At 46.5% G+C, this 21026-nt stretch carries 19 protein-coding genes and 1 tRNA gene; 6 read left to right on the top strand and 14 right to left on the bottom strand.

The window, feature by feature from the left end; genetic code table 11:
• Positions 1-6 precede the first annotated feature (6 nt).
• The 10 genes from HLM86_RS05645 to HLM86_RS05600 all read right to left on the bottom strand — a co-directional run bounded on the left by HLM86_RS05645 (position 7) and on the right by HLM86_RS05600 (position 8592).
• Positions 7-1098 (bottom strand): flagellar basal body P-ring protein FlgI, encoded by a 1092-nt coding sequence (locus HLM86_RS05645; RefSeq protein ID WP_170882385.1) that lies wholly within the window; start codon positions 1096-1098, stop codon positions 7-9.
• 68 nt (positions 1099-1166) lie between these two features.
• Complete coding sequence (gene flgH / locus HLM86_RS05640) at positions 1167-1946, bottom strand: flagellar basal body L-ring protein FlgH (RefSeq protein ID WP_076586728.1); 780 nt, start codon at positions 1944-1946, stop codon at positions 1167-1169.
• A gap of 24 nt (positions 1947-1970) precedes the next feature.
• Positions 1971-2759 (bottom strand): flagellar basal-body rod protein FlgG, encoded by a 789-nt coding sequence (gene flgG / locus HLM86_RS05635; protein ID WP_076586726.1) that lies wholly within the window; start codon positions 2757-2759, stop codon positions 1971-1973.
• A 21-nt stretch (positions 2760-2780) separates the two neighbouring features.
• Complete coding sequence (locus tag HLM86_RS05630) at positions 2781-3530, bottom strand: flagellar basal body rod protein FlgF (RefSeq protein ID WP_076586724.1); 750 nt, start codon at positions 3528-3530, stop codon at positions 2781-2783.
• A gap of 183 nt (positions 3531-3713) precedes the next feature.
• The gene (gene flgE / locus HLM86_RS05625; RefSeq protein ID WP_076586722.1) at positions 3714-5018 is read right to left on the bottom strand and encodes a flagellar hook protein FlgE; all 1305 of its coding nucleotides are present in this window, start codon (positions 5016-5018) and stop codon (positions 3714-3716) included.
• Between the two features lie 28 nt (positions 5019-5046).
• Entirely contained in the window at positions 5047-5760 is a 714-nt protein-coding gene (gene flgD, locus HLM86_RS05620; protein ID WP_076586720.1) for a flagellar hook assembly protein FlgD, read from the bottom strand.
• 15 nt (positions 5761-5775) lie between these two features.
• The gene (gene flgC, locus HLM86_RS05615) at positions 5776-6192 is read right to left on the bottom strand and encodes a flagellar basal body rod protein FlgC (protein ID WP_076586718.1); all 417 of its coding nucleotides are present in this window, start codon (positions 6190-6192) and stop codon (positions 5776-5778) included.
• A complete protein-coding gene (gene flgB / locus HLM86_RS05610; RefSeq protein ID WP_076586716.1) occupies positions 6193-6591 on the bottom strand; it encodes a flagellar basal body rod protein FlgB in 399 nt (132 codons plus the stop codon). It lies immediately after the preceding gene.
• Positions 6592-6827: 236 nt separating this feature from the next.
• Positions 6828-7655, bottom strand: a complete 828-nt coding sequence (locus HLM86_RS05605; RefSeq protein ID WP_076586714.1) for a protein-glutamate O-methyltransferase — start codon at positions 7653-7655, stop codon at positions 6828-6830.
• A gap of 10 nt (positions 7656-7665) precedes the next feature.
• Complete coding sequence (locus tag HLM86_RS05600) at positions 7666-8592, bottom strand: chemotaxis protein CheV (RefSeq protein ID WP_076586712.1); 927 nt, start codon at positions 8590-8592, stop codon at positions 7666-7668.
• 77 nt (positions 8593-8669) lie between these two features.
• Here HLM86_RS05600 and flgA point away from each other — a divergent pair, with 77 nt between their 5' ends.
• The 3 genes from flgA to HLM86_RS05585 all read left to right on the top strand — a co-directional run bounded on the left by flgA (position 8670) and on the right by HLM86_RS05585 (position 10252).
• Positions 8670-9416, top strand: coding sequence for a flagellar basal body P-ring formation chaperone FlgA (gene flgA / locus HLM86_RS05595; protein ID WP_076586710.1), 747 nt, complete (start codon positions 8670-8672; stop codon positions 9414-9416).
• Positions 9417-9496: 80 nt separating this feature from the next.
• Positions 9497-9814 (top strand): flagellar biosynthesis anti-sigma factor FlgM, encoded by a 318-nt coding sequence (gene flgM, locus HLM86_RS05590; protein WP_076586708.1) that lies wholly within the window; start codon positions 9497-9499, stop codon positions 9812-9814.
• Positions 9815-9826: 12 nt separating this feature from the next.
• Complete coding sequence (locus HLM86_RS05585; protein WP_076586706.1) at positions 9827-10252, top strand: flagella synthesis protein FlgN; 426 nt, start codon at positions 9827-9829, stop codon at positions 10250-10252.
• A 62-nt stretch (positions 10253-10314) separates the two neighbouring features.
• On the opposite strand, the gene flgP is transcribed toward HLM86_RS05585, so the two are convergent.
• Positions 10315-10746, bottom strand: a complete 432-nt coding sequence (flgP, locus tag HLM86_RS05580) for a flagellar assembly lipoprotein FlgP (RefSeq protein WP_076586704.1) — start codon at positions 10744-10746, stop codon at positions 10315-10317.
• 8 nt (positions 10747-10754) lie between these two features.
• Positions 10755-11390: a FlgO family outer membrane protein gene (locus HLM86_RS05575; RefSeq protein WP_076586702.1), complete on the bottom strand. Its 636-nt coding sequence runs from the start codon at positions 11388-11390 to the stop codon at positions 10755-10757.
• A gap of 162 nt (positions 11391-11552) precedes the next feature.
• Here HLM86_RS05575 and HLM86_RS05570 point away from each other — a divergent pair, with 162 nt between their 5' ends.
• The 3 genes from HLM86_RS05570 (at position 11553) to HLM86_RS05560 (ending at position 16691) form a co-directional block, all read left to right on the top strand.
• A complete protein-coding gene (locus HLM86_RS05570) occupies positions 11553-12686 on the top strand; it encodes a flagellar assembly protein FlgT (protein ID WP_076586700.1) in 1134 nt (377 codons plus the stop codon).
• A 55-nt stretch (positions 12687-12741) separates the two neighbouring features.
• Positions 12742-12818, top strand: a tRNA-Arg gene (locus HLM86_RS05565).
• Between the two features lie 594 nt (positions 12819-13412).
• Positions 13413-16691: a protein kinase domain-containing protein gene (locus HLM86_RS05560; RefSeq protein WP_170882384.1), complete on the top strand. Its 3279-nt coding sequence runs from the start codon at positions 13413-13415 to the stop codon at positions 16689-16691.
• Positions 16692-17046: 355 nt separating this feature from the next.
• On the opposite strand, the gene HLM86_RS05555 is transcribed toward HLM86_RS05560, so the two are convergent.
• Both HLM86_RS05555 and HLM86_RS05550 read right to left on the bottom strand, forming a co-directional pair.
• Positions 17047-18147, bottom strand: coding sequence for an Ig-like domain-containing protein (locus HLM86_RS05555; protein ID WP_170882383.1), 1101 nt, complete (start codon positions 18145-18147; stop codon positions 17047-17049).
• Between the two features lie 3 nt (positions 18148-18150).
• On the bottom strand, positions 18151-20703 hold the full coding sequence (locus HLM86_RS05550) for an Ig-like domain-containing protein (protein ID WP_170882382.1): 2553 nt from the start codon (positions 20701-20703) through the stop codon (positions 18151-18153).
• Between the last annotated feature and the right edge of the window lie 323 nt (positions 20704-21026).

The raw sequence follows: 21026 nt of genomic DNA, 5'->3' as shown, positions 1-21026 counted from the left end.
TGCCCCCTAGATAACAATCAGCTGACCTTCAATGGCCCCTGCTTGTTTCAGTGCTTGTAGTATCGCCATTAAATCGGATGGCGCGGCCCCAACTTCATTGACCGCACGAACCAAATCGTCCAGCGTCAAACCAGGTTCAAACTTAAACATCTTGCCCTGCTCTTCGGTCACTTCAATATCGGTATCTGGCGTGACCACGGTTTCGCCCCCCCCCAATGCATTGGGTTGAGTCACATTTAAGTTCTCTTTGATCGCCACGGTCATCCCACCATGAGTGACGGCGGCAGGCTTTAATCTGACATGTTTACCGACAACAATGGTCCCAGTACGCGAATTAACAATAATTTTCGCCGAACCGTCCGCAGGACTAAATTCGAGGTTTTCTACCGCCGACAAGAAAGAAACGCGCTGTGATACGTCACGTGGCGCCCTCACTTTTACTGACGTCGCGTCAATGGCCTGTGCCATTTGAGGACCAAGAAAGTTATTAACGGCATCAGCCATGCGCTGAGCGGTGGTAAAGTCTGATTCCAGTAAATTGAATGTGATGTAATCACCACGACCAAATGGCGAAGGAATTTCGCGCTCCACAATCGCACCATTCGAGATCATACCCGCGGCAGGGTTGTTGCCGACAATTTTAGACCCATCAGCGCCTTCGGCACTAAAGCCACTTACGACAAGATTGCCCTGTGCAACGGCATAGATTTGCCCATCAAGGCCTTTGAGCATCGTTTGCATTAAAGTACCGCCACGTAAACTCTTCGCCGCACCAATCGAGGAAACGGTCACATCAATCGTTTGACCTTGCTTGGAAAAAGCAGCCAAATCAGCGGTGACAATCACGGCAGCGACGTTCTTAGATTTTGGTTTGGTCCCCGGCGGCAGCTGGATACCAAAATTTTCCAACATCGCATTAAAACTTTGATCGGTAAATGGCGTCGATTCACCTGTCCCGGGTAATCCTGTGACCAAACCGTAACCAACCAGTTGGTTACTGCGTACACCGGCCACCTGCGAAACATCTTTAATTCGTGCGGCGTGAGCGTGCGTTGCCACAAACACAACACTGGTCAATAACAGGATTAATTTATTCATCGGAATACCTTTACTCAAAACTCTGTGCCCATTTGGCTAATGTGCCAAAAAAACGGCATCAGATAAACTTAAAGAGCAACATTAAAGAATCGTGCCAAGAATCCAGGTTCTTGCATATCTTGCTGAGATCCGGTGCCTGAATAGCGAATACGTGCATTCGAGATGCGATTTGAGGCAATCGTATTATCAAACGTAATATCATCTGGCCGAATGGTTCCACTAAGACGGATGTATTCATCGCCCGTATTAAACGTCAACCATTTTTCGCCGCGTATCACTAGGTTACCATTCGCCAGCACTTCAACCACTTCAACGGTGATCGACCCAGAGAGGCTGTTACTCTGATTGGCTGCCGCGCTGCCGCTGAAAGAATTGTCATTGCTCAAATTATAAGAAAAGTTGTAGTCACCAATATTCAGTTCCTGTCCTCCCACTTCCAGCGGGTCCATGGACGCATCGTTGTTCTTCGATAAATCGGCATCGGAACTTTTTGCCGCTTTGGTATTTTCATCCAACGTCACCGTGATGATGTCACCCACACCACGAGGTTTTGAATCATCATAGAGGCTACTGGCACGGGCGGTGTTAAACAACGAGCCCGTCTCAGCCGCGTAGTGCTCGGGTTGATGCTTAGGGTGGATCGGAGCCCATGCTGGGTCACCTGCAATCGGGTCAGAACGGCCACGCAAGGTATCAATAATACCTGTGCCTTCATCTTCAGATTTATCCCCCTCAACCGCATCGACCGTGGTGGTACCTTGAGTGATATCCGATGTTTCAATCGGTGGTTGCATCATCGAACACCCCGACAGGAGAGCCAATGCGATTAAAGTCAGTAAACGATTCATTCAAGTGTCCTCAATCCGACCATCTTAGAGCTGCTGGTTAACAAAACTCATCATTTTATCTACCGCTGAGATAACTTTTGAATTCATTTCGTAAACCCGTTGAGCTTCAATCATATTGACCAGCTCTTCCGTCACGTTGACGTTTGACGTTTCGAGCATTGACTGTCGTAAATCACCAAACCCATCAAAACCTGGTACGCCCTCTTGGGGATCGCCACTTGCACCCGTCGGCAAATACAAGTTCTGTCCAATCGGCTCCAGTCCACCTGGGTTAACAAAGTCAACCGTTGTGATTTGTCCCAAAACTTGGTTGTCTTGCTGGCCTCTGACCCGAACAGAAACCTCACCATCGGTACCGATTGTAATGCTGATCGCGTCTTCAGGAATCGCAATTTCAGGTTCCAACGTATAACCCGCGCCAGAGGTCACAATGATGCCTTCATCGTTGACCGTAAATTGTCCATTACGGCTGTAACCGATATTACCGTCAGGCATTAATATTTGAAAAAAGCCGTCGCCTTCGATCATCATATCGAGACTGTTATTGGTGGTTTGGGTATTACCCTGAGTGTGCACTTTTTGGGTAGCCACCACTTTAGAGCCCGCACCCAGCATCAATCCACTCGGGAGTTCCGTGTTTTGTGATGACTGGCCGCCCGGCTGGTTAATATTTTGGTAAAACAAGTCTTCAAATACTGCACGGCTTTTTTTAAAACCCACCGTAGAGGCATTCGCTAGATTATTTGAAATCGTTGATATGTTGGTTTGCTGGGCATCCAAACCCGTTTTACTTACCCATAATGCAGGATGCATAGTTCTCTCCTAATAATCTGCTTAGCTCATACGAAGCAATGAGTCAGACGCTTTGTCCATCTCTTCTGCCGTACTCATCATCTTGGCCTGCATCTCAAACTGTCGCTGCAGATCAATCAGGTTGGTCATTTCACCGATGGCATTAACGTTACTGCCTTCCAACGCACCGGTTAGCAATTTCACGCCCGCGTCCATTTCATACGCCGCGTTCGGATCTTTGACACGAAACAGACCGTTGACGTCTTTATATAAGGCCTGATTATTGGTGCTCGTCAGTTTGATACGGTCAACAATTTCAATCGCATCCGCAGGCGCTCCCTGAGGCACAACAGAGATAGTGCCATCAGAACCCACCTCAATTTTACTCACGGGAATCGGCAATGTAATCGGCGCGCCGTTCTCTCCCAAGACCAAGTGCCCTTTGCCGTTTCTAAGTAGTCCATTGACATCAACGTTCATATTACCGTTGCGAGTGAGGCCCTCATTGCCTGCATTATCAAGCACCGCAATCCAGCCCTGTCCCTCAATCGTTGCATCAAGATCACGACCCGTTGTTATCACACTGCCCTGCTGAAAATTATGACCCGGCCTTTCCGTCATGCTAAATACGCGGCTTGGCATACCTTCGCCATAGGCCTGCATAGAACGGGCATGGGCCAAATCTGCACGGAACCCCGTCGTACTGACGTTTGCCAAGTTGTTCGCTCTTAGCTGCATAGCCTGCATGTTTTGCTTAGCGCCACTCATTGCGAGAAACAGTGCACGGTCCATAATTTGCTCCAATCATTGCTATCTAAAACAAATAAAGCAAAGATTGTGCCATAACTATAAGTTCATATATTTCAAGAATTTAAATGGATTTGGAGTTTTTTTTACGAGGCGGTATGAGAGAAGTTGCCATAAGCGGCAAAAGGGCAAGCTGGTGATTGCCACCAGCTTGCAGTTGAGAACGTATTAACGAATTTGCAGAATGTTCTGCTGAGTCTGGTTATGTACTTCAAGAGAACGCGAGTTAGCCTGAAAGTTACGTTGTGCCGAAATAAGGTCAACCAATTCCTGAGTCATGTCGATATTGGACTGCTCAAGCGTACCACTGGAAATCGTACCAAAGGAGCCTTTGTTGGACTCGCCCCATATCTTATCGCCCGAAAACTGGGTCGAATCCCACTGAGTTGACCCTTTTTTGTCAAGACCTTGTTCATTCGGAACCCGCACTAACGATACACGCCCAAGGATAATATTCTCCCCGTTTGAGTACGTGCCGAGCACACTGCCATTTTCATCAAAATCAACCTTGGTCAGGAAGCCCGTCGTTGCACCATCTTCATAGAATTTGGTCAGTTCAAACGGAGCGGCAAACTGAGTGGTCGAATCCAGACCAAACGAGAGGACCTGATTAACGTCTGCACCATTGAGGTCAACAGGGTTAGCGCCAGTGCCCAAGGCTTCAGACACGATATTCTGCCCATTGTTAAGACTGGCTAAGGTCCCGTCATTGTTAAATTTCATGGTATGACCGACCTGCCCGGTTGGAGAGGTCGCATCTCCCCCGACAATATTGATTGGCTTCTCGCCAACACTGTCCGTTACCGAATAAAAGGTTTGCCAAGTATTGGGCTGAGTTTGATCTTTCAGATAATACGTTGTCAGTTTATAGGATTGCCCCATCGAGTCATAAATCGTTGACGAAGTCGAACGGTTATACGTATCAGGGTCCGTAAAGTCGAACAAAGCTGGGTCTTTGAGATCACCACCTGCTGGCAGGTTAACACCGACATCAATACTCGACGTTTGCTTTGGCTTACCAAATTCTTTAGGAATGTTAATGGGTGATGGTTCGTATGAGAGCACATCCCCCGTATCTTTATTGACCGCGTACCCCAGCAAAAACTCATCATTTGACGTGACCATGTAATTGTCTTTGTTAAGGTGAAAAGCGCCATTACGGGTCAATTCGTTCGTTGTTGGAATCAAACGATCTTTAGCAACGGCAAAGAAACCAGTGCCCGAGATACGCAAATCCATCGGGTTATTGGTGTAAATACTTGAACCTTCATGAAATTGCTGAGCAACAACAGAAGGTTGTACACCTTGGCCCGGGGCCGTTTTGGCCTGCGTGAACAATGAATTAGAATAAACGTCACCAAACTCAGCACGAGACTCTTTAAAGCCAAAAGTGTTGGCGTTGGCAAGGTTGTTACTGGTTGTGTTCAGATCTAACTGAGCTGCGGATAAACCACTTAGTGCAATATATGACATTCCAAAATCTCCTATCTAGCTAGCGATATTACGCTTTGCCAACTTCTAGTACTTCAGCCAGTCGGACTGGCGACTCAAAGCCAGCCAGATTGAGTAGTACGTTTCCATCGCCTTTACCAAGAAGGACACTATTGACGTTCGCATAAGTCGATACTTCAAATTCCTTAGCCTTCCCATCGAGCAATCCAGATGCTTTCACATTGTATTTGCCTGCCGGCAATGGATTACCGTTTTGATCTTTACCATCCCACAACACCCGGCTATCGCCAGCAGGCTTTGAGCCGACATCAAACGTCCGAATCAACTGCCCCATCTGGTCTTCCACTCGCACCATCAAGTTATCGACAGATTGAGGAAGCTTGATCATAGCGGCCATCGTGCCATCATCGCCCTTAACGCCAGCAGCACCAGGCACAAGCACATCACGACCAACCAAAGACGAAGCCTGAAGAGCTTGATTAGAAGTCATAGACGCATTCAGTGTTTCAAACTGATTGTTCATTTTGCCTATGCCATCTACCGTCGCAAAAGATGCCATCTGCGCGATCATCTGATCATTGCTCACCGGCTTAAACGGATCTTGCTGGGCAAGCTGCTTAGTCAGTAAGGATAAGAAGTCTTCTTGTTTAAGATCTTGCTTACCCGTTACCTCATCTGGCTTAGTCTTGTCCTGAATCTGTTTAAGCTGGTCAACATAGGACAAGCCAGTCTGACCAACATTATTATTAATGCCCCCGGCCATATGTCACCTCCTACCTTATTGACCCATCTGCAGCGTACGCAGCAGCATTTGTTTACTTGAGTCTGCTACTTGCACATTCGTTTGATACGAACGCGACGCAGAAATCATATTTGCCATTTCTTCCATCACATTGACATTCGGCTTATAAATATAGCCATCATCATTCGCTAGTGGGTGATCTGGGTTATATTCTGCATTGAGCGGTTTATCGCTCTCAACAATACCCAACACTTGCACGGGTACGGCATGGTCGCGGCCATACATTGCCTTACTTAACTCAGCACCAAACACAGGATGACGCGCTTTATAAGTGTCTTTCGCCGAGCTTGAGATACTATCTGCATTTGCCAAATTACTTGAGGTCGTATTTAGACGAACAGATTCAGCACTCATCGCAGAACCAGTGACATTGAATACAGTAAATAAGCTCATCTAGCTATTCCCCTTTAGTGCTTTCGTTAAGTTCTTGAATTTACTTCCTAAGAAGTCAAGAGAGGCCTGATGACGAATTTGGTTTTGCATAAATAAATTACGCTCCAAATCGACATCCACTGTATTGCCATCCCCCGTGTCAGGCTGAGTAGGAAGTCGATATAGGACTTCACCTGTAACCTGTGTAGAGGCAGGAATGTGCCGACCATCGGTTCGACTAAGCCCAATGCTTGCCTCCGAACTTGCCACTTGCAATGCCCTTTTAAAGTCCATTCCTTTCGATTTATAGCCTGGGGTGTTGGCTTGAGCAATGTTGGTGGACATCACCTCTGCATTGCGCTCCCGTACACCCACTGTGTATTGGTGAATACCTAATGCGTTGTCAAAAGAAATAGCCATGTTAACCTCTACATAAAGAACTGACCGGTAATACTGTTTAAGAAAGCAATTAACGTACCAACTTACTTTTTAAACGTTTAACTTTACACAAAACGACTGAGCAATTAACGAGCCAGTTCCATGATTTCTGCACTCAGGCATGGACGGCCGCTCCAATCATCTTGTTAACCATCGAGACAATTCAAGCTAAAACGAAAAAGCCCAGCCAATGGCTGGGCTCGTTCAGTCACACACTTCTATTTTAGCTTATAAATGATACCTGGGTTACAGCGCACCATTTCAAACTTATCCGTTAAACCCGTTAAAGATTCGGAAGCACCGAGTAACAGATACCCTCCAGGGTTGAGACTGTTCGCCATCTGATTGAGAACTTGAGACTTCATATCCGGAGAAAAATAGATCAGCACATTACGACAAAATATAATGTCAAACTTGCCCAGCAATGCGTAACTTTCCATCAGGTTTTGCGGACGAAAATTCACTAAGCGTTTAACGTTGTCTTTGACCTTCATACGGCCGTCGCCTGCTTCTTCGAAAAAGCTGCGGCGACGTTCTGGGGAAAGCCCTCGGCCAAGCGCAAGATTATCGTAGATACCTTGTCGACACATGTCTAACATGCTCGCTGAAATATCCGTGGCCGTGATCGCCACATTAGGCAACATACCGGGCTTACGTTGTTGCGTCTCCAAGATAGTCATCGCCATTGAATAAGGTTCTTGACCAGACGAGCTCGCCGCAGACCAAATTTTGATGGGCCTTTTATTTGCCGCAATCTCTGGCAAAAGTTTCTCTGACAGTACAGCGAAGGGGTAGGTATCACGAAACCATAATGTTTCGTTGGTCGTCATCGCATCAACCGCAGCTACCCGTAAATCTCGATTGCGCCCCGTGACCACATCTCTCAGCAGATCAGACAACGAACTGATCTTAAACTTTGCCACCAACGGGCTCAGTCGGCTTCGGACTAAATACTGCTTACTGTCACCCAGAACAATGCCACATTGGGATTCTAAGAAACGGCTGAAATCACGATATTCTTGATCGCTTATAGTTATCGCTGTCATTTACTTCTCTTTAATTAGCAAGCGCAGTTTTTACTGCATTACCAAGCTCATCAGGGTTGAATTTCGCGATGAAGGCATTGGCACCCACTCGCTCAACCATTGCCTGATTAAAAACACCACTGAGTGATGAATGGAGAACTACATATAGGTTTTTCAAATCTGGATGGCGACGTACTTCTGCAGTCAACGTATAGCCATCCATTTCGGGCATCTCAATATCCGAGATTACCAACGAAATTTGCTCATAAATACTGCCTTCGGCAGCCATTTCGACCAACTTATCATACGCTTCTTTACCGTCTTTCACCGCAATTACCTCAAAACCAATCGACGTAATCGCTCTCTCTACTTGCTTGCGAGCCACCGTTGAATCATCGGCAATCAAAATTCGGCGCACCACTTCTGTTTCCGCCTGAGCTTGTGCAATTTCCTCTCCGATAGAGGCATCCATGGTCTCATCGATGGGTGAAATTTCTGCGAGTATCTTCTCAACATCGAGAATTTCAACAAGTTCATTATCAATATTGGTGACGGCCGTCAGGTAATTTGCTTTGCCCGAACCATCTGGCGGGGGAAGTATCGCTTCCCAGTGCATATTAATAATGCGTTCTACTGAGGTAACAAGAAATGCCTGAATGGTTCGGTTGAACTCTGCAATCACCACAAATGCATCGTCAATATCGGTTGTCGGACGCCCACCAATCGCAAGGCTTAGATCGATCACCGATACCGTCGTCCCTCGAATGTGAGCCACTCCCTTCACCAGCCGATGCAAATTGGGCATTAAAGTAAGTTGAGGACATTGAAGAACTTCTTTTACCTTAAATACATTGATACCGTAACGTTGACGCCCAACTAGGCGAAACGTCAGGAGTTCCAATCGGTTTTGACCGACGAGTTGTGTTCTCTGATTCACCGAATCAAGAATACCCGACATAAGCTCATCTCCATCTCAAACTTTCATGTTATAAAATGATAGTCTACTTAAACGCTGTGAAAAAACAGAGAAACAGAATGACATACTTAAAATCACGCTTGCGCTCACTTTCCATAACTAATTGTAGAGCTTTCTATAAAAACTGTAACAAGTCTATCGTCTTTTTATGCTTTTTCTTTAGTTTTTCAGTAACCTCTGCCACGACTGAGCAAATTATCAGAATACAGAGTTCAGCAGAAGACTATATTTTGTCTACCGTAGAGTGGCCATCAGGCGGCACACTCAGCGCCCAAGCCGCCAATATAGACAATCGGGTGTTTGCAACCGACTGCCCCACGCCACTTGAAACGTCTTCTTCGTCAACCAACCCGAATGCAAGTAACATTACGGTCTTAATAGAGTGTAGTGTAGATAACTGGAAATTATATGTTCCTGTTCGACTCACTCGTTCTGGACCTCAAGTGACTTTAGTCTCCCCAATGAGCAGAGGTCAACTGATCGCTCGTCAAGACGTCACTATGAGTATGGTAGACTTGCAACGACTCAGGCGGCAAGGCTTTTCCACCATAGAGTCAGTAATTGGCGCGAAAGTAAAGAAAAATCTGCGTACTGGTGAAATTCTGGAAAGTAATGATATCTGTGTGGTTTGTCGGAATGAAACAGTCACAATCAAAGCCGTGAAATCAGGGATGACCATCACAACAAAAGGCACTGCACTCACAGATGGAACACATGGAGAACAGATAAGAGTGAAAAATACCAAAACCAACCGTATAATTGAGGGAAGAGTGTCAGGGATATCTGAAGTGACGGTTGTTTTCTAGCCGTACCGAAAAAACACTAAAGTAATCGCTTAGCTCGTCGATATTGACATTACAAGATTCTAAACACGAAAGGCTCATACATGGCAGGCATTGATAACATACGCTCTGGGCAGACGGTTAACACGTCCACGAGAAACACAGCGCGTAATGAAAAAAGCCCTTCTGCAGACACCGATTCTGTTAAGCAATCGAGTGTGGCAAAAGATTCGGTCTCTTTAAGTAGACAAGGTAAAGCCGTCGGTGAAATGCACACGCAGCTCGCAAGTCAGCCCAGCTTTGACCAAGCAAAAGTCGCCGCGATTAAAGAGGCGATTGCAAACGGTTCTTACAATGTCGACCCGCAAAAACTGGCCGACAATATGATCAAGTTCGAAAAAGAACTTGGCGGCCTAGAGTAACGGTTTCTCGCGATGGCGGCCTTAAGCAGTCTGGTGGAATTCCAGTTAAAAAATGCCACTGACCTTTCGCTCCTGTTGGAGCAAGAGAAGGTAGCGATAGCCCGAAGGGTAGCGAAAGAAATAGAACAGTTCGCCAAAGAGAAATTAACCTTGGTGAACCAATTGCAACAAACAGATCAACGAATTAGTCAGCATCCCGATGTCGCGACATTAGAGTCGGACCCAGAGTTGAGCCCTCTGGTCGATCAAATTCGCTCCATCGTTCATGACTGCCAACAAGCCAATATAGTCAATGGCGAAGCCTTGCAACGAGCCCAAATGAGTTTCAATAAACTGAATAATATAATGCAGCAAACTCAAGGCAAATTAGGCATGACCTACACTGCAGATGGACAAACCAAAAACGTGACAACGCTGGGCACCAATATTAAGGCATAACACGGTATTCAATAAAAAAGCGGCAAATGTTGCCGCTTTTTTTATCGTAGTGTGTATTTGAATTAGAACAGTGTTTGCTGACGTTTTTCGGGGACTTGCTGAACTTCTCCATAATCACGCATCTTATTCATTTTTTTGATATCCAAGCGCAATTCCGTCACGTAACTATCGCCGACTTTATAGCTACGCACGACCTCTGCTCCTCTGATCACACCATCAACAGCCCCAGAGGTAAGTTCTGTTCCCAAGCGTTGATCCTGAAGATCAGCACGGCCACTGACTCGCATCCCATAAACCTGTTCGGCAAGTTCACGATACGCATCAATTTTTGATGCCCGCATCGCCCTGACTTGACGCTCGTCATCAGTTCGGCCTTTTTGCTCGCTAATGGCCGCATAACCAACGGCGGTTAGCCAGTCATCCTTATCCATTCTTTGCAAGGGCTGGCAACCGACCATGACGAAAGCCATCACCAATAACACTATCTTCTTCATCTCTACTCCTAAGGGCGCAAAATCACTGTATAAGGCTGCCTAATCGACGGGTCAGAGCGAATTAATACACCATCTTCAGTCCGAATACTGTTAAGAGTATCCAAATCTCGACCAATACGGTCTGCGGGTAAGAAGCCCTGAGCGGTGGCCACGACCACACGAGACTGCATACCGACGACACGAGCATTGACCAAAACCCCTCCTTCTTGACGAAGCATCGTCCCCGTCAACACATATTGGATGTCCTGTTCCTGAGAGAGATCTTTCCAATCGCGACTAAATGCAAAATCGCCCTGCTGCGTGACTTGAATTGAGCCTGTCGTTTTATAATCAACCACTTTAAACCCACGACGTTGAAACTGGTGAATAAACCCTTCTGATACCGAGTTACCTAACCAGTTGGTCGCATCCATATTTTGCAAATCTACAAAAGAAGTCACAGCAATCGGTGTTCTTGCTGACACACTCGTATTTGACACCATGAGTTCTTCTGTCATGCTCTCAACAAAAAAGTCAAGAGTATGACGCGGGCTTTCCATCAACATGAATTGAGAGCCTGGGTAGGGTTCTTTACCGTTATAAATTGGGGCGAAGGCACAAGCAGTCAAAAAGACCACCGGTACGAGTGTTAGCCATTTTTTCATTGTCTAATCTCCGAACAAATAAGGCATTGGCACGTTTCAATACTTATCTTTCATAAAAGTGGAACAGTCCTTGCTATTCTAAATGTGCAACGATTTGGAACGGCAATACCTAAATCAGTTAAGATAGATTAAGCAAAAAATGAACCAACTTGGACGATACAGATGAAAAAAGCGCTTCTTTTAATTATTTCAGCCCTTTACGCGTCACTTTACGCCAGTGTCGCCAACGCTGGTTGGTATGAGGTAACGGGAACAGCCAGCATTGTGTCCTCAGAAGAAGTCGCTCGCGTTCACGCGCTGGAAGATGCCTTATATAAAGCAGTTAGCTTCTCTGGCGCCGATATCGGCAGTATTTCTAATTTAAGGCCCCTACTCGAAGGTGAACGTAAAGAATATCAATTCAGCAACACTGAAGTTCGCTATATTCTGGTGGACAAGCAAGTGATCAGAGACGGCGTAATGTTCGTCAGAGCTCGTGTCGATATATACCCATCGGCAACGGGTTGCCATGTCAATCAATATAAAAAGACGTTTTTGGTCGGCAATATTGACATTGCCTCACCCCAACAGGCGGTCATGGGACAAGTTTACCGTTTGGGTGATGACTTTGCGACCGTCATTAATCGCCAGCTTGACCAACAGTCGGTCAACTTCGTGTCCGTTGGCACCACAGATTATGAGATTAGTGAACGCTACCCAGAACGCCTCAAAATGATTGCAGAGGATACCGGAGCGCAATACATTATCGGCGGCGTGATCACCGACCTCACCGCAACGGTAGAACAAAAGTTGCTCAGTGATGATGCCATTAATCGCCAGTTCGCTTTGGAGATGGTGGTCTTTGATGGAAAAACCGGCAACCAAGTGTATAACCGTAATTATAGAGAGGTCGCACGATGGCCTTTCCCGAAAACCAGCCAAGTCGATACAAAAAGTGCTCGTTTCTGGGCATCCACGTATGGGGATATGATGATACGTGTCAGCCGAAACATCATGCTCGATCTTGAATCAGAGGTCTCTTGTAAAATTACCTTACCCGAAATTATCGCCAAATGGGACAACGTGATCACCATAGATTTAGGGCGCCTGCATGGCGTGCAGCAAGGGGATAAACTTCAGCTTTGGCATACGGGATCTTTTATCGATCAACGTGGCTTGCCGCGCAATAAAGTGACCCAATCTCAGATCACACTGACCGTCTCTAAAGTCTATGAAAATGAAGCAGAGGTGACGGTTGATCAACCTGAACTCGCGGGCAGCATCCAGATTGGCGACGTAATGCACAAACTGCACTAAATCAGCCAGTGAATACTTAACTTCTGTTTTGAAATGAGTATTATGATCGCTCAATGCTCCCGTGGCACAGCTGGATAGCGCGATCCCCTCCTAAGGGATAGGTCACAGGTTCGAATCCTGTCGGGAGCGCCAGATAAATAAAGGCCTGAGAGCATATTTTGCTGTCAGGCCTTTTTGGTATTTTGATTTCTGTCTAGCCAATATAGTAGCAAAAGATTAGGTGATGACATTGCAGGTATAGTGATCCTCGCGTCTGAAGATCGGGTGCCTAGTCATCCAATGGGCATACTGCCTAAGCGGGATCATTAGACCACAACACCCATTTTATCCCCATTAGGCTCTAGTGTTGAGCCCATTTAAGAGAGTTATCATCGTTAAGAGTGATGCTTATAGCTTTGTTCACCGCAGAACTGGCCTAAATAAACCTCAAAACCCGCCACTGCCTTGTCCGACACTACTTCATTCATTCACGTCGTAAATAATAACAAACGAGGCCACGTATCTTCATGAAACCCACAATCAAAACTATCAATATAAGTTAAGAAAACCTTGCTGCATCACGCCTAAAACGTTCTAAACCCTAAAAATAAAAAAAAATATAAATGAATTTATGAATGCTAACGAAAGGTGATTTGTTATAAATCTGATCACATTTTGGTCAACTAGAGCTTGAAACATATGATGAAGAACACAAACCATTCACACAAAAAGATGGGGAACTTCTCCTTGTCTAGAATATCGTTGGGGGTACTGTGCGCATTAGGATGCCTTGGTGCCGCCAATGCCGCCAATGCCGCCGATCATCAACTTAATGAACAACTGGAATTAAGAGAAGCATTAGAAATTTCTCAAGCGTTGGAGGTCTCTAAGCAACACAGCCTTAAAGAGCAAAAGCAGCGTGATGCAAAAGCTCAGGAACTCGCTAAAGCCATTGAACTTTCACAAGCATTAGAGCTGTCTAAACAACAAGCCCTAAAAGAACAGCAGCTGCGTGAGAACGAAACACGAGAGCTGGCGAAAGCCATTGAACTTTCTCAAGCATTAGAGCTGTCTAAACAACAAGCCCTAAAAGAACAGCAGCTGCGTGAGAACGAAACACGCGAGTTGGCGAAGGCCCTTGAGCTTTCTCAAGCACTAGAGCTGTCTAAACAACAAGCCCTAAAAGAACAACAGCTACGTGATCGCGAAGCACGCGAGCTGGCGAAAGCCATTGAGCTTTCTAAACGTCAAACTGAAGATGTCGCCCCTTCTTTGCGTTCCAACTCTAACGACAACTTCAGTGATGACTTACACCAACAAAAACAGCTTGAAATTGACACGGCCAAGATACTCGACAGTCTCAAAGGATTGGGAATGCCGTTGGTGGATGACTATCAGCCACATATTTCAGAAGTTGAAGTGATTGAGGACGTGCCAGAACCTGTTGATCTTCATGCCGCCATGGGCGCACCCGTACAGATTGGTGAAACAGACTTAAACCAGCCATTTACGTTAATCACGTCAACCAAAAAGGTCGACGGTATTGCACCTCAAGAGAAATCAGCAATTGATGTCATGGCAGCGAAGCAAGAAGAAAAGCAGATTGAGGCTAACCTTGCTAAAGCACTTGAAAGTTTGAAAGGGCTTGGTATGCCGTTGGCTGAAGACTCTCCGCAAAAGTACATTTCAGAAGTGTCAGTGGTTGAGGACGTGCCAGAGCCTGTTGATCTTTATGCCGCCATGGGCGCACCCGTGCAGATTGGTGAAGCGGACTTAAATAAGCCATTTACGCCAATCACGTCAACCAAAAAGGTCGATGGTATTGGAGCTAAAGAAAACGCCGCTCTTGATGTCATGATGGCCAAGCAAGAAGAAAAACAGCTTGAAATTGATACGGCTAAGATACTCGAAAGCCTCAAAGGGCTGGGCATGCCGTTGGTGGATGACTATCAGCCACATGTTTCAGAAGTTGAAGTGATTGAGGATCTCCAAGAGCCTGTCGATCTTCATGCCGCAATGGGTGCACCAGTGCATGTCGACGAAGCCGATCTTGACACTGCATTTGGGCCATTGATTACGACCGAAAAAGTGAACACGATTGAACCTCAGGAAGAATCCGCTATTGATTCATTGGTTGAGCAATCAAAACAAGCCTCACTTGCCAATGAAGATTCAACTGAATTTGATCTTGACCTCAGTAAAGTACTTGAAGGTTTAAAAGGTTTGGGCATGCCATTGGATGAAGCTCACCAACCACATATTGTGGAAACCGAGGTCAATGTCGACGTCACTGAACCAGTCGACATCAATTCACTATTTGCTGGGCCAGTGGGTTTAAGCGAAGACAGCTTAAACTTAGATCATGTCTATTATAAAGATGGCCTTGCATCTATAGACTCTAGTCTTGATCTTTTGAGCCAACCTGTAGAAGAACAACCGCAATCTGCGTTGTTAGACTCACTGTATTCCGTAAAAGCAAACGTCGCGAGAGGTGCCGATGCTGGGCAAGACATATTAGCGATGCAAGTGGGTGATGAATTTGAGGTCATTCAAGATAAACATATGCCATGGCTATGGGCTGTAAATCGAGAGACAGGTAAAGCGGGTTGGATCAACTTTGCCAATGCAGAGTATACACAAAGAAGCTTAGATCTCTTTAAGCGAAGAGACTTGGCTCAACTACAAGCAAAACAAGCCAGAGAAGCTGCATTGTTCACGGTAAAATCAATTGGCTATTTTGACGCAGATGCTTTCGAGGGCACTGAAGAAATTGAGCGTCTGACGAATACCAAGGTGTTCTCTTTAGAGGAAGGAGAACTATTTTACATAACAGACTACAGCGAAGATTGGTGGGAGGCGATCGACGCGCATGGCAATACCGGGATCGTCGCATCTAACCTAGTGGAAGTTGTTGAAAAAATGACGGACCTTGAGCACTCAGCTTTGGAAAGACATACCTCTATCGTGTCCCCCAAACATGCTCATCACTCTATGGACTTAACCCATGTAAAACCAGATCTGATCAAAGGCACCGACCTAAAGTCATCCAAGTACAAACTCTCTGATGAAAAGGACTTTTATTTTAGAGCCCGATTACTCAGCGAACTTCATGCACAAAATGCGCAAATATTTGGACAGAGTGCTGGCAGTTTAGAGGGAATCTACGCTGGGGTTGACTGGCAGGTCGGTGATAAAATACAGAGTGGCGCTTTTGGTGCTATCTACCCGATTACCTTTACTTTGCCAAGTAGTAACGTCATACACATGGCTCTAAAAGTGATCTCCAATCACAAAGTAGACCTTGGTAGCATTAACAATGAGCTTGCTTTGCTCAAAAAATTCAATGGTCATCCACGCTTTGTTCCATACTATGGTTCTTACCAAACCAGAGAGGGAGATTACATCATCGCAATGGCGTTGATGGAAGGGGACATTTTCGATGAGAAAGTTCCATATACTTCAAAAATGTTTAACCATGTCGTTGATGCTTTGGCTGAACTAAGAAAAGAAGGTATCTTTCATGGTGACATAAAAGCCGAAAACGTTTTGCACAACAATGGACAATACTATATGGCAGACCTAGGTGGTTCAAAACAAGCCTATTATGGTGTTGAGCATCCTAACGTTGCGTACACTTTATTAACCAGTGCACCGGAAGTAGAACATATCCCATCGTTCGAACTCACTCGACAGAACTTAGCTCAAGAGAATCCTTATTTACTTGACCCATTTGCTGCCGATGTTTTTTCTGCGGGTATGACGCTTATCCTTAAGAAGCATGACCAATTTGCCGCCGCAGTATGGAAAAGTATTACCGATGAACGCGATACTTACGCCAGCGCCCAAGAAATGGATCGTATGTACAAAATGACGTTAGTACGTAAGTTCACCGCATTAGTGCAAGCCGAAGATGCCAGCATGGATGCAGAAGATACGCTTTTGGCTCAAATGGTTAAGCCAAGCCCTGAAGAGCGAATTACCGTTGCTGAGCTTCAACGTTCTCTACTTAAGCAACGTCTAATGTAATCGATATCCATTTAACATTCCGGCTTTCTATCCGGATATAAATTTCTGAGGGAAAGGACTCCCCGTATTGCAACGTCATCGAGTCACAAAATACCCACGTTCCATCAAATACCTCAATTTAAGCCCCCCCTCCCACTGACTTGACCAAGCCTATTTTCCGGCGAGGCAAAGTAGTGTCTGCAAGATACTCTCGTTTCTTCAGAATTGGATCAACATTCTAATTATGCCTAAAGGTTGGAAACTGCAGAAGGCATTCTGGGAGATCACCGCGTAAACAATCAGACAAACGACCAACATAAATAAAAGTCCAAGCCATTGCTTGGACTTTTATTGTCAAAATTGGTGCCATACCACCTTACTTTCTGGAGACACACATCGCATATAAATAGGAGATAGAAATGGTTGGATCAATTGTGGGAAAAACATAGTTCCGCAGACCCACTGTCTTATATCCAACACCATCCGTATCTTTAGACCAATAAACGGTGCGTGTCGGCCAGCCAAATCGATCAAATACCCCTTTATTATCAGGGTTATCGTGAGTAAAAAACGTCGTGAGTTCCGCGAATGTTGCCCTACGCCAATTCGACTGCCCCGCAAAATTTAAGGCCGCCAGTTTGGTGCACCAGCGATCATACTGGCTACCCACCCCCGCCTGAGCATCATTGCCAGCCCCTGGTAACACCACCCCATTGCCATTTTGGCGAAACGTCGCGAAGACACCACCTGCAGGACCACTACTAGCCAGCTCTTTCTCAGTAGCAGCGTAGGTATCTCCCCGGTTATTGGCACTCTTGTCGGCTGTATACCCTAAACCCGTCATAACCGCTAAAGACGGCGTGCTGGTAAACCATTTCTTTTGCCCGTCATTAGGATCGACTATTTCGCGTAGCTTAAGACAAGGGCCAATCGCATTTGATTTATGGGTATTGTTGACGCCCCCGGTTGGTGAATCATCAATTGGATTGCCCGAAACATGCCCACAGACCTGTAAACCAAGTACCGTCACCTCAACGTTGACCGTATTGCTGATGATGCCATCTTGACTCGCCGTCACTTGGGTTGTCCCAAAACCGACACCGGTAACTAATCCCGACACGGTTACCGTCGCGATGTTTGTGTCAGCAGAAGACCAAGCTACCGATGCCGTGACATTTGAGTGACTGTTATCACTGTAGGTGGCCATGGCGGTCAACGTCTCACTTTGTCCCTTAGCGACTGAAATAGAAGCTGGGCTGATTGAAATTGACGTCAACAAGGCGCTAGTGACGTTGACCCTCGCAGGCACACTGGTCACCCGATCTTTGCTCGCTGTGACTTCACTGATACCAACACCAACGCCGGTTAATAGCCCCGTGCTTGTGATCGTTGCAATTCCGGTATCGGCCGGAAACCAGGCGACAGAGTCAGTGATATCTAATGTACTGTTGTCACTTAAGGTTGCCGTCGCGGTCAATAACTATGTCTGAGCTTTGGTTACCGAGACCGGATTTGGCGTGACATCAATCGACGTAATCACGGCGTCGGTGATCGCCACGGGAACCCGATTACTGGTGACCCCGTCCAAAGTTGCCGTTATATCGCTATTCCCAACACGGTTCCCAATGACTAAGCCGTTAGCCGCCACGGTGGCAAAGTCAGTATCAGCGGAAAACCAAGCCACAGAATTGGTCACATCCGATGAGCGACGATCGCTGTATGTCGCTATCGCCGTCAACGTTCCCCCAAGCCCTTTCGCTAAGGAGACCGATGCCGGTGTCACGTCAATCGACATTATCACCGCCGGCGTGATTTCGACCAAAATACGATTGCTGGTAATTCCGTCTTTACTTGCCGTCATTTCTGTTGTTCCCGTGCCGATGCCAGTGAGCAATCCAGACGGGTCGACCGTGGCCATACTGGTATCCATTGAGGTCCAAGCAACATGGTCGCTAATGTCAGAGACGGTACGATCACTGTAGGTAGCGATGGCCGTTAAAGGTTGGGTCCGACCTTTAGCAATCGATATTAACGCTGGAGTGACTTGAATCGAGGTGACGATCGCGCTAGTCACTTCAATCGACACCCGATTGCTGCTCACGCTGTCAAGCGTCGCTCCAATATGCGTCGTCCCGACCTCAATACCGGTTAACAACCCCGTCGGCGTCACAGTTATGATCCCAGTGTCGTCAGCAATCCAACTGACCGAGTCTGTCACATCAGAGGCGCTGCGATCACTGTAAGTGGCGATGGCGACTAAGGGTTGGGTTTGACCTTTAGCGACAACGACGGTAGCAGGCGTCACTTGAATGTCAGTGATCACCGCACCGGTCACGGTAACACGAATCCGATTGCTGGTGATGTTGCCCATCGTCGCCATGATCTCGCTTGTGCCGATCTCCAGTCCCGTTAACAGGCCGGTTAAGGTCACCGCAGCGATGTCAGAGTCAGAAGAAGACCAGGCAACAGAATCAGAAATATCTGAGACCGTTTTGTCGCTATACGTCGCCATTGCCGTTAAGGGTTGTAACTGACCTTTAGCCACTGAGAAAGAGGCAGGTGTCACCTGAATGGCACTGATGATGGCACTGGTGATCTCAGCATCAACCGTGTTGCTGACTATCCCATCCATCGTCGCCGTCACTTGCGTATTACCAAGGCCGCTTCCCGTTAATCGCCCCGTTAACTCAACAGTGGCAATACTGCTATCGGCGGACGCCCAAGCCACCGACTGGGTAATATCCGATACACTGTTATCACTGTAAGTCGCAATCGCACTCAAAGATTGTGTTTGACCTTTCGCTAAGGATACCAAGGCAGGCGTGACCTGAATTGAAGTAAGTACGGCACTGGTCACTTCTGCCACAACAGGATGACTAGAAATCCCTCCTTGGCTTGCCGTGACTTGAGTCCGCCCCAAATCGACACCAGTCAGTTGGCCTGTGGTCGAGACCGTCATGATTTGAGGAGCGGCGGAAATCCACGACACTGTCGCGGAGACGTCAGCTTGACTTTGGTCGCTGTAGGTGGCTACGGCGGTTAACGATTGGCTCTGTCCTTTTGCTAACGACACTAGAGCTGGTGTGACCTGAATAGAGGTGATCTCAGCAGCCGTCACAGCGACAGTAACATGGTGGCTGGTAAACCCATTGATGCTTGCCGTGAGATAAACCTTGCCCACACCTGTCGCGGTCATGACTCCGAGTTTGGTTATCGTCACGATGTTTTGATCGACGGCGCTCCATGTGACCACATCAGTCACCTCGGCGGTGGTATTGTCACTGTAGGTCGCCATTGCAATAAGCGGCTGGCTCTGGCCTTTTGCCATGGACACCGACGCTGGGGTCAATTGCAGTGAGGTCATCACCGCGTCCGTCACCTTGACCTCAATACGTTGACTGAATACCCCTTCTTTGCGGGCCGAAATCATTGCAGTCCCGACATCCACCCCCGTCAATCGCCCAGCGGGGTTTACCTGAACGACCGCCTTATCGTCAACCTCCCACATCACGGAGTCCGAAATATCAGAAGCGCTGTTATCACTGTAGGTCGCCGTCGCGATCAAGGGTTGGCTTTGTCCTTTGGCCACCGACACCGACGCGGGAGTGACCTGAATCGAGGTGATCACCGCATCGGTCACTTCCAGACTCAAGCTATTACTGATTATGCTCCCTTTACTGGCCGTGATCTCGGTAAGGCCAACCTCCACCCCCCTTCCCATCCCAGCAGACGTCATGACGACAAAATGCCCTTCTGCCGATAGCCAATCGACTGAGTCGGTAATATTGCGTTTGGAGCCATCACTATAATGACCCATGGCAATAAACGACTGCGCATTACCCTTAGCGATTGCCAGTCGGCTTATCCCTCGTGTAATAAGCGGGCCTGCCATAATCTCAATACTTTCCAGTTCAACTTTATCGCCTGAATTCCCTCTATTGAATAACCCTGACGGCCCCTCCGAGCAACCTACCAATAGTAATACCAAAATAATAACGACCACAATCGGCATTTCCTTTAATAACTTCACCATAACGTATCTTCTTATTGATTTTATTTTAACATTATTACCCCTAGCCAATCTTATGATTGGCCACCAAACACCTTAGGAATAATAAAAACCACACACTTGCTATTTAAAAATACAAAGAATATAGAGAGTCTATTGATATGAATATTCAATAAGGGTCAATAAAATCGTAAATTCAAATTAACATCTCTTTTATTTAATGATCTCTATTTTTATTAACGACGATATTTATAGCTCAATCACTCACAACAAAGGTCGCCAATATCGAAATGTAATAAATAAGCCTTTCCACCTGTTCACACGCTGAACAGTAGGTGGCTTGGGTA

It is taken from the genome of Vibrio ostreicida, from assembly GCF_013074385.2.
Taxonomy (GTDB): domain Bacteria; phylum Pseudomonadota; class Gammaproteobacteria; order Enterobacterales; family Vibrionaceae; genus Vibrio; species Vibrio ostreicida.
The sequence above is the reverse complement of the archived record's forward strand: the minus strand, read 5'-3'. Positions and strand labels throughout refer to the sequence as shown.

What these genes read in the sequence shown, in the direction of transcription:
- HLM86_RS05645 (WP_170882385.1), bottom strand. Translation starts at nt 1,098, where the DNA reads ATGAATAAATTAATCCTGTTATTGACCAGTGTTGTGTTTGTGGCAACG.
- flgH (WP_076586728.1), bottom strand. Translation starts at nt 1,946, where the DNA reads ATGAATCGTTTACTGACTTTAATCGCATTGGCTCTCCTGTCGGGGTGT.
- flgG (WP_076586726.1), bottom strand. Translation starts at nt 2,759, where the DNA reads ATGCATCCTGCATTATGGGTAAGTAAAACGGGTTTGGATGCCCAGCAA.
- HLM86_RS05630 (WP_076586724.1), bottom strand. Translation starts at nt 3,530, where the DNA reads ATGGACCGTGCACTGTTTCTCGCAATGAGTGGCGCTAAGCAAAACATG.
- flgE (WP_076586722.1), bottom strand. Translation starts at nt 5,018, where the DNA reads ATGTCATATATTGCACTAAGTGGTTTATCCGCAGCTCAGTTAGATCTG.
- flgD (WP_076586720.1), bottom strand. Translation starts at nt 5,760, where the DNA reads ATGGCCGGGGGCATTAATAATAATGTTGGTCAGACTGGCTTGTCCTAT.
- flgC (WP_076586718.1), bottom strand. Translation starts at nt 6,192, where the DNA reads ATGAGCTTATTTACTGTATTCAATGTCACTGGTTCTGCGATGAGTGCT.
- flgB (WP_076586716.1), bottom strand. Translation starts at nt 6,591, where the DNA reads ATGGCTATTTCTTTTGACAACGCATTAGGTATTCACCAATACACAGTG.
- HLM86_RS05605 (WP_076586714.1), bottom strand. Translation starts at nt 7,655, where the DNA reads ATGACAGCGATAACTATAAGCGATCAAGAATATCGTGATTTCAGCCGT.
- HLM86_RS05600 (WP_076586712.1), bottom strand. Translation starts at nt 8,592, where the DNA reads ATGTCGGGTATTCTTGATTCGGTGAATCAGAGAACACAACTCGTCGGT.
- flgA (WP_076586710.1), top strand. Translation starts at nt 8,670, where the DNA reads ATGACATACTTAAAATCACGCTTGCGCTCACTTTCCATAACTAATTGT.
- flgM (WP_076586708.1), top strand. Translation starts at nt 9,497, where the DNA reads ATGGCAGGCATTGATAACATACGCTCTGGGCAGACGGTTAACACGTCC.
- HLM86_RS05585 (WP_076586706.1), top strand. Translation starts at nt 9,827, where the DNA reads ATGGCGGCCTTAAGCAGTCTGGTGGAATTCCAGTTAAAAAATGCCACT.
- flgP (WP_076586704.1), bottom strand. Translation starts at nt 10,746, where the DNA reads ATGAAGAAGATAGTGTTATTGGTGATGGCTTTCGTCATGGTCGGTTGC.
- HLM86_RS05575 (WP_076586702.1), bottom strand. Translation starts at nt 11,390, where the DNA reads ATGAAAAAATGGCTAACACTCGTACCGGTGGTCTTTTTGACTGCTTGT.
- HLM86_RS05570 (WP_076586700.1), top strand. Translation starts at nt 11,553, where the DNA reads ATGAAAAAAGCGCTTCTTTTAATTATTTCAGCCCTTTACGCGTCACTT.
- HLM86_RS05550 (WP_170882382.1), bottom strand. Translation starts at nt 20,703, where the DNA reads ATGGTGAAGTTATTAAAGGAAATGCCGATTGTGGTCGTTATTATTTTG.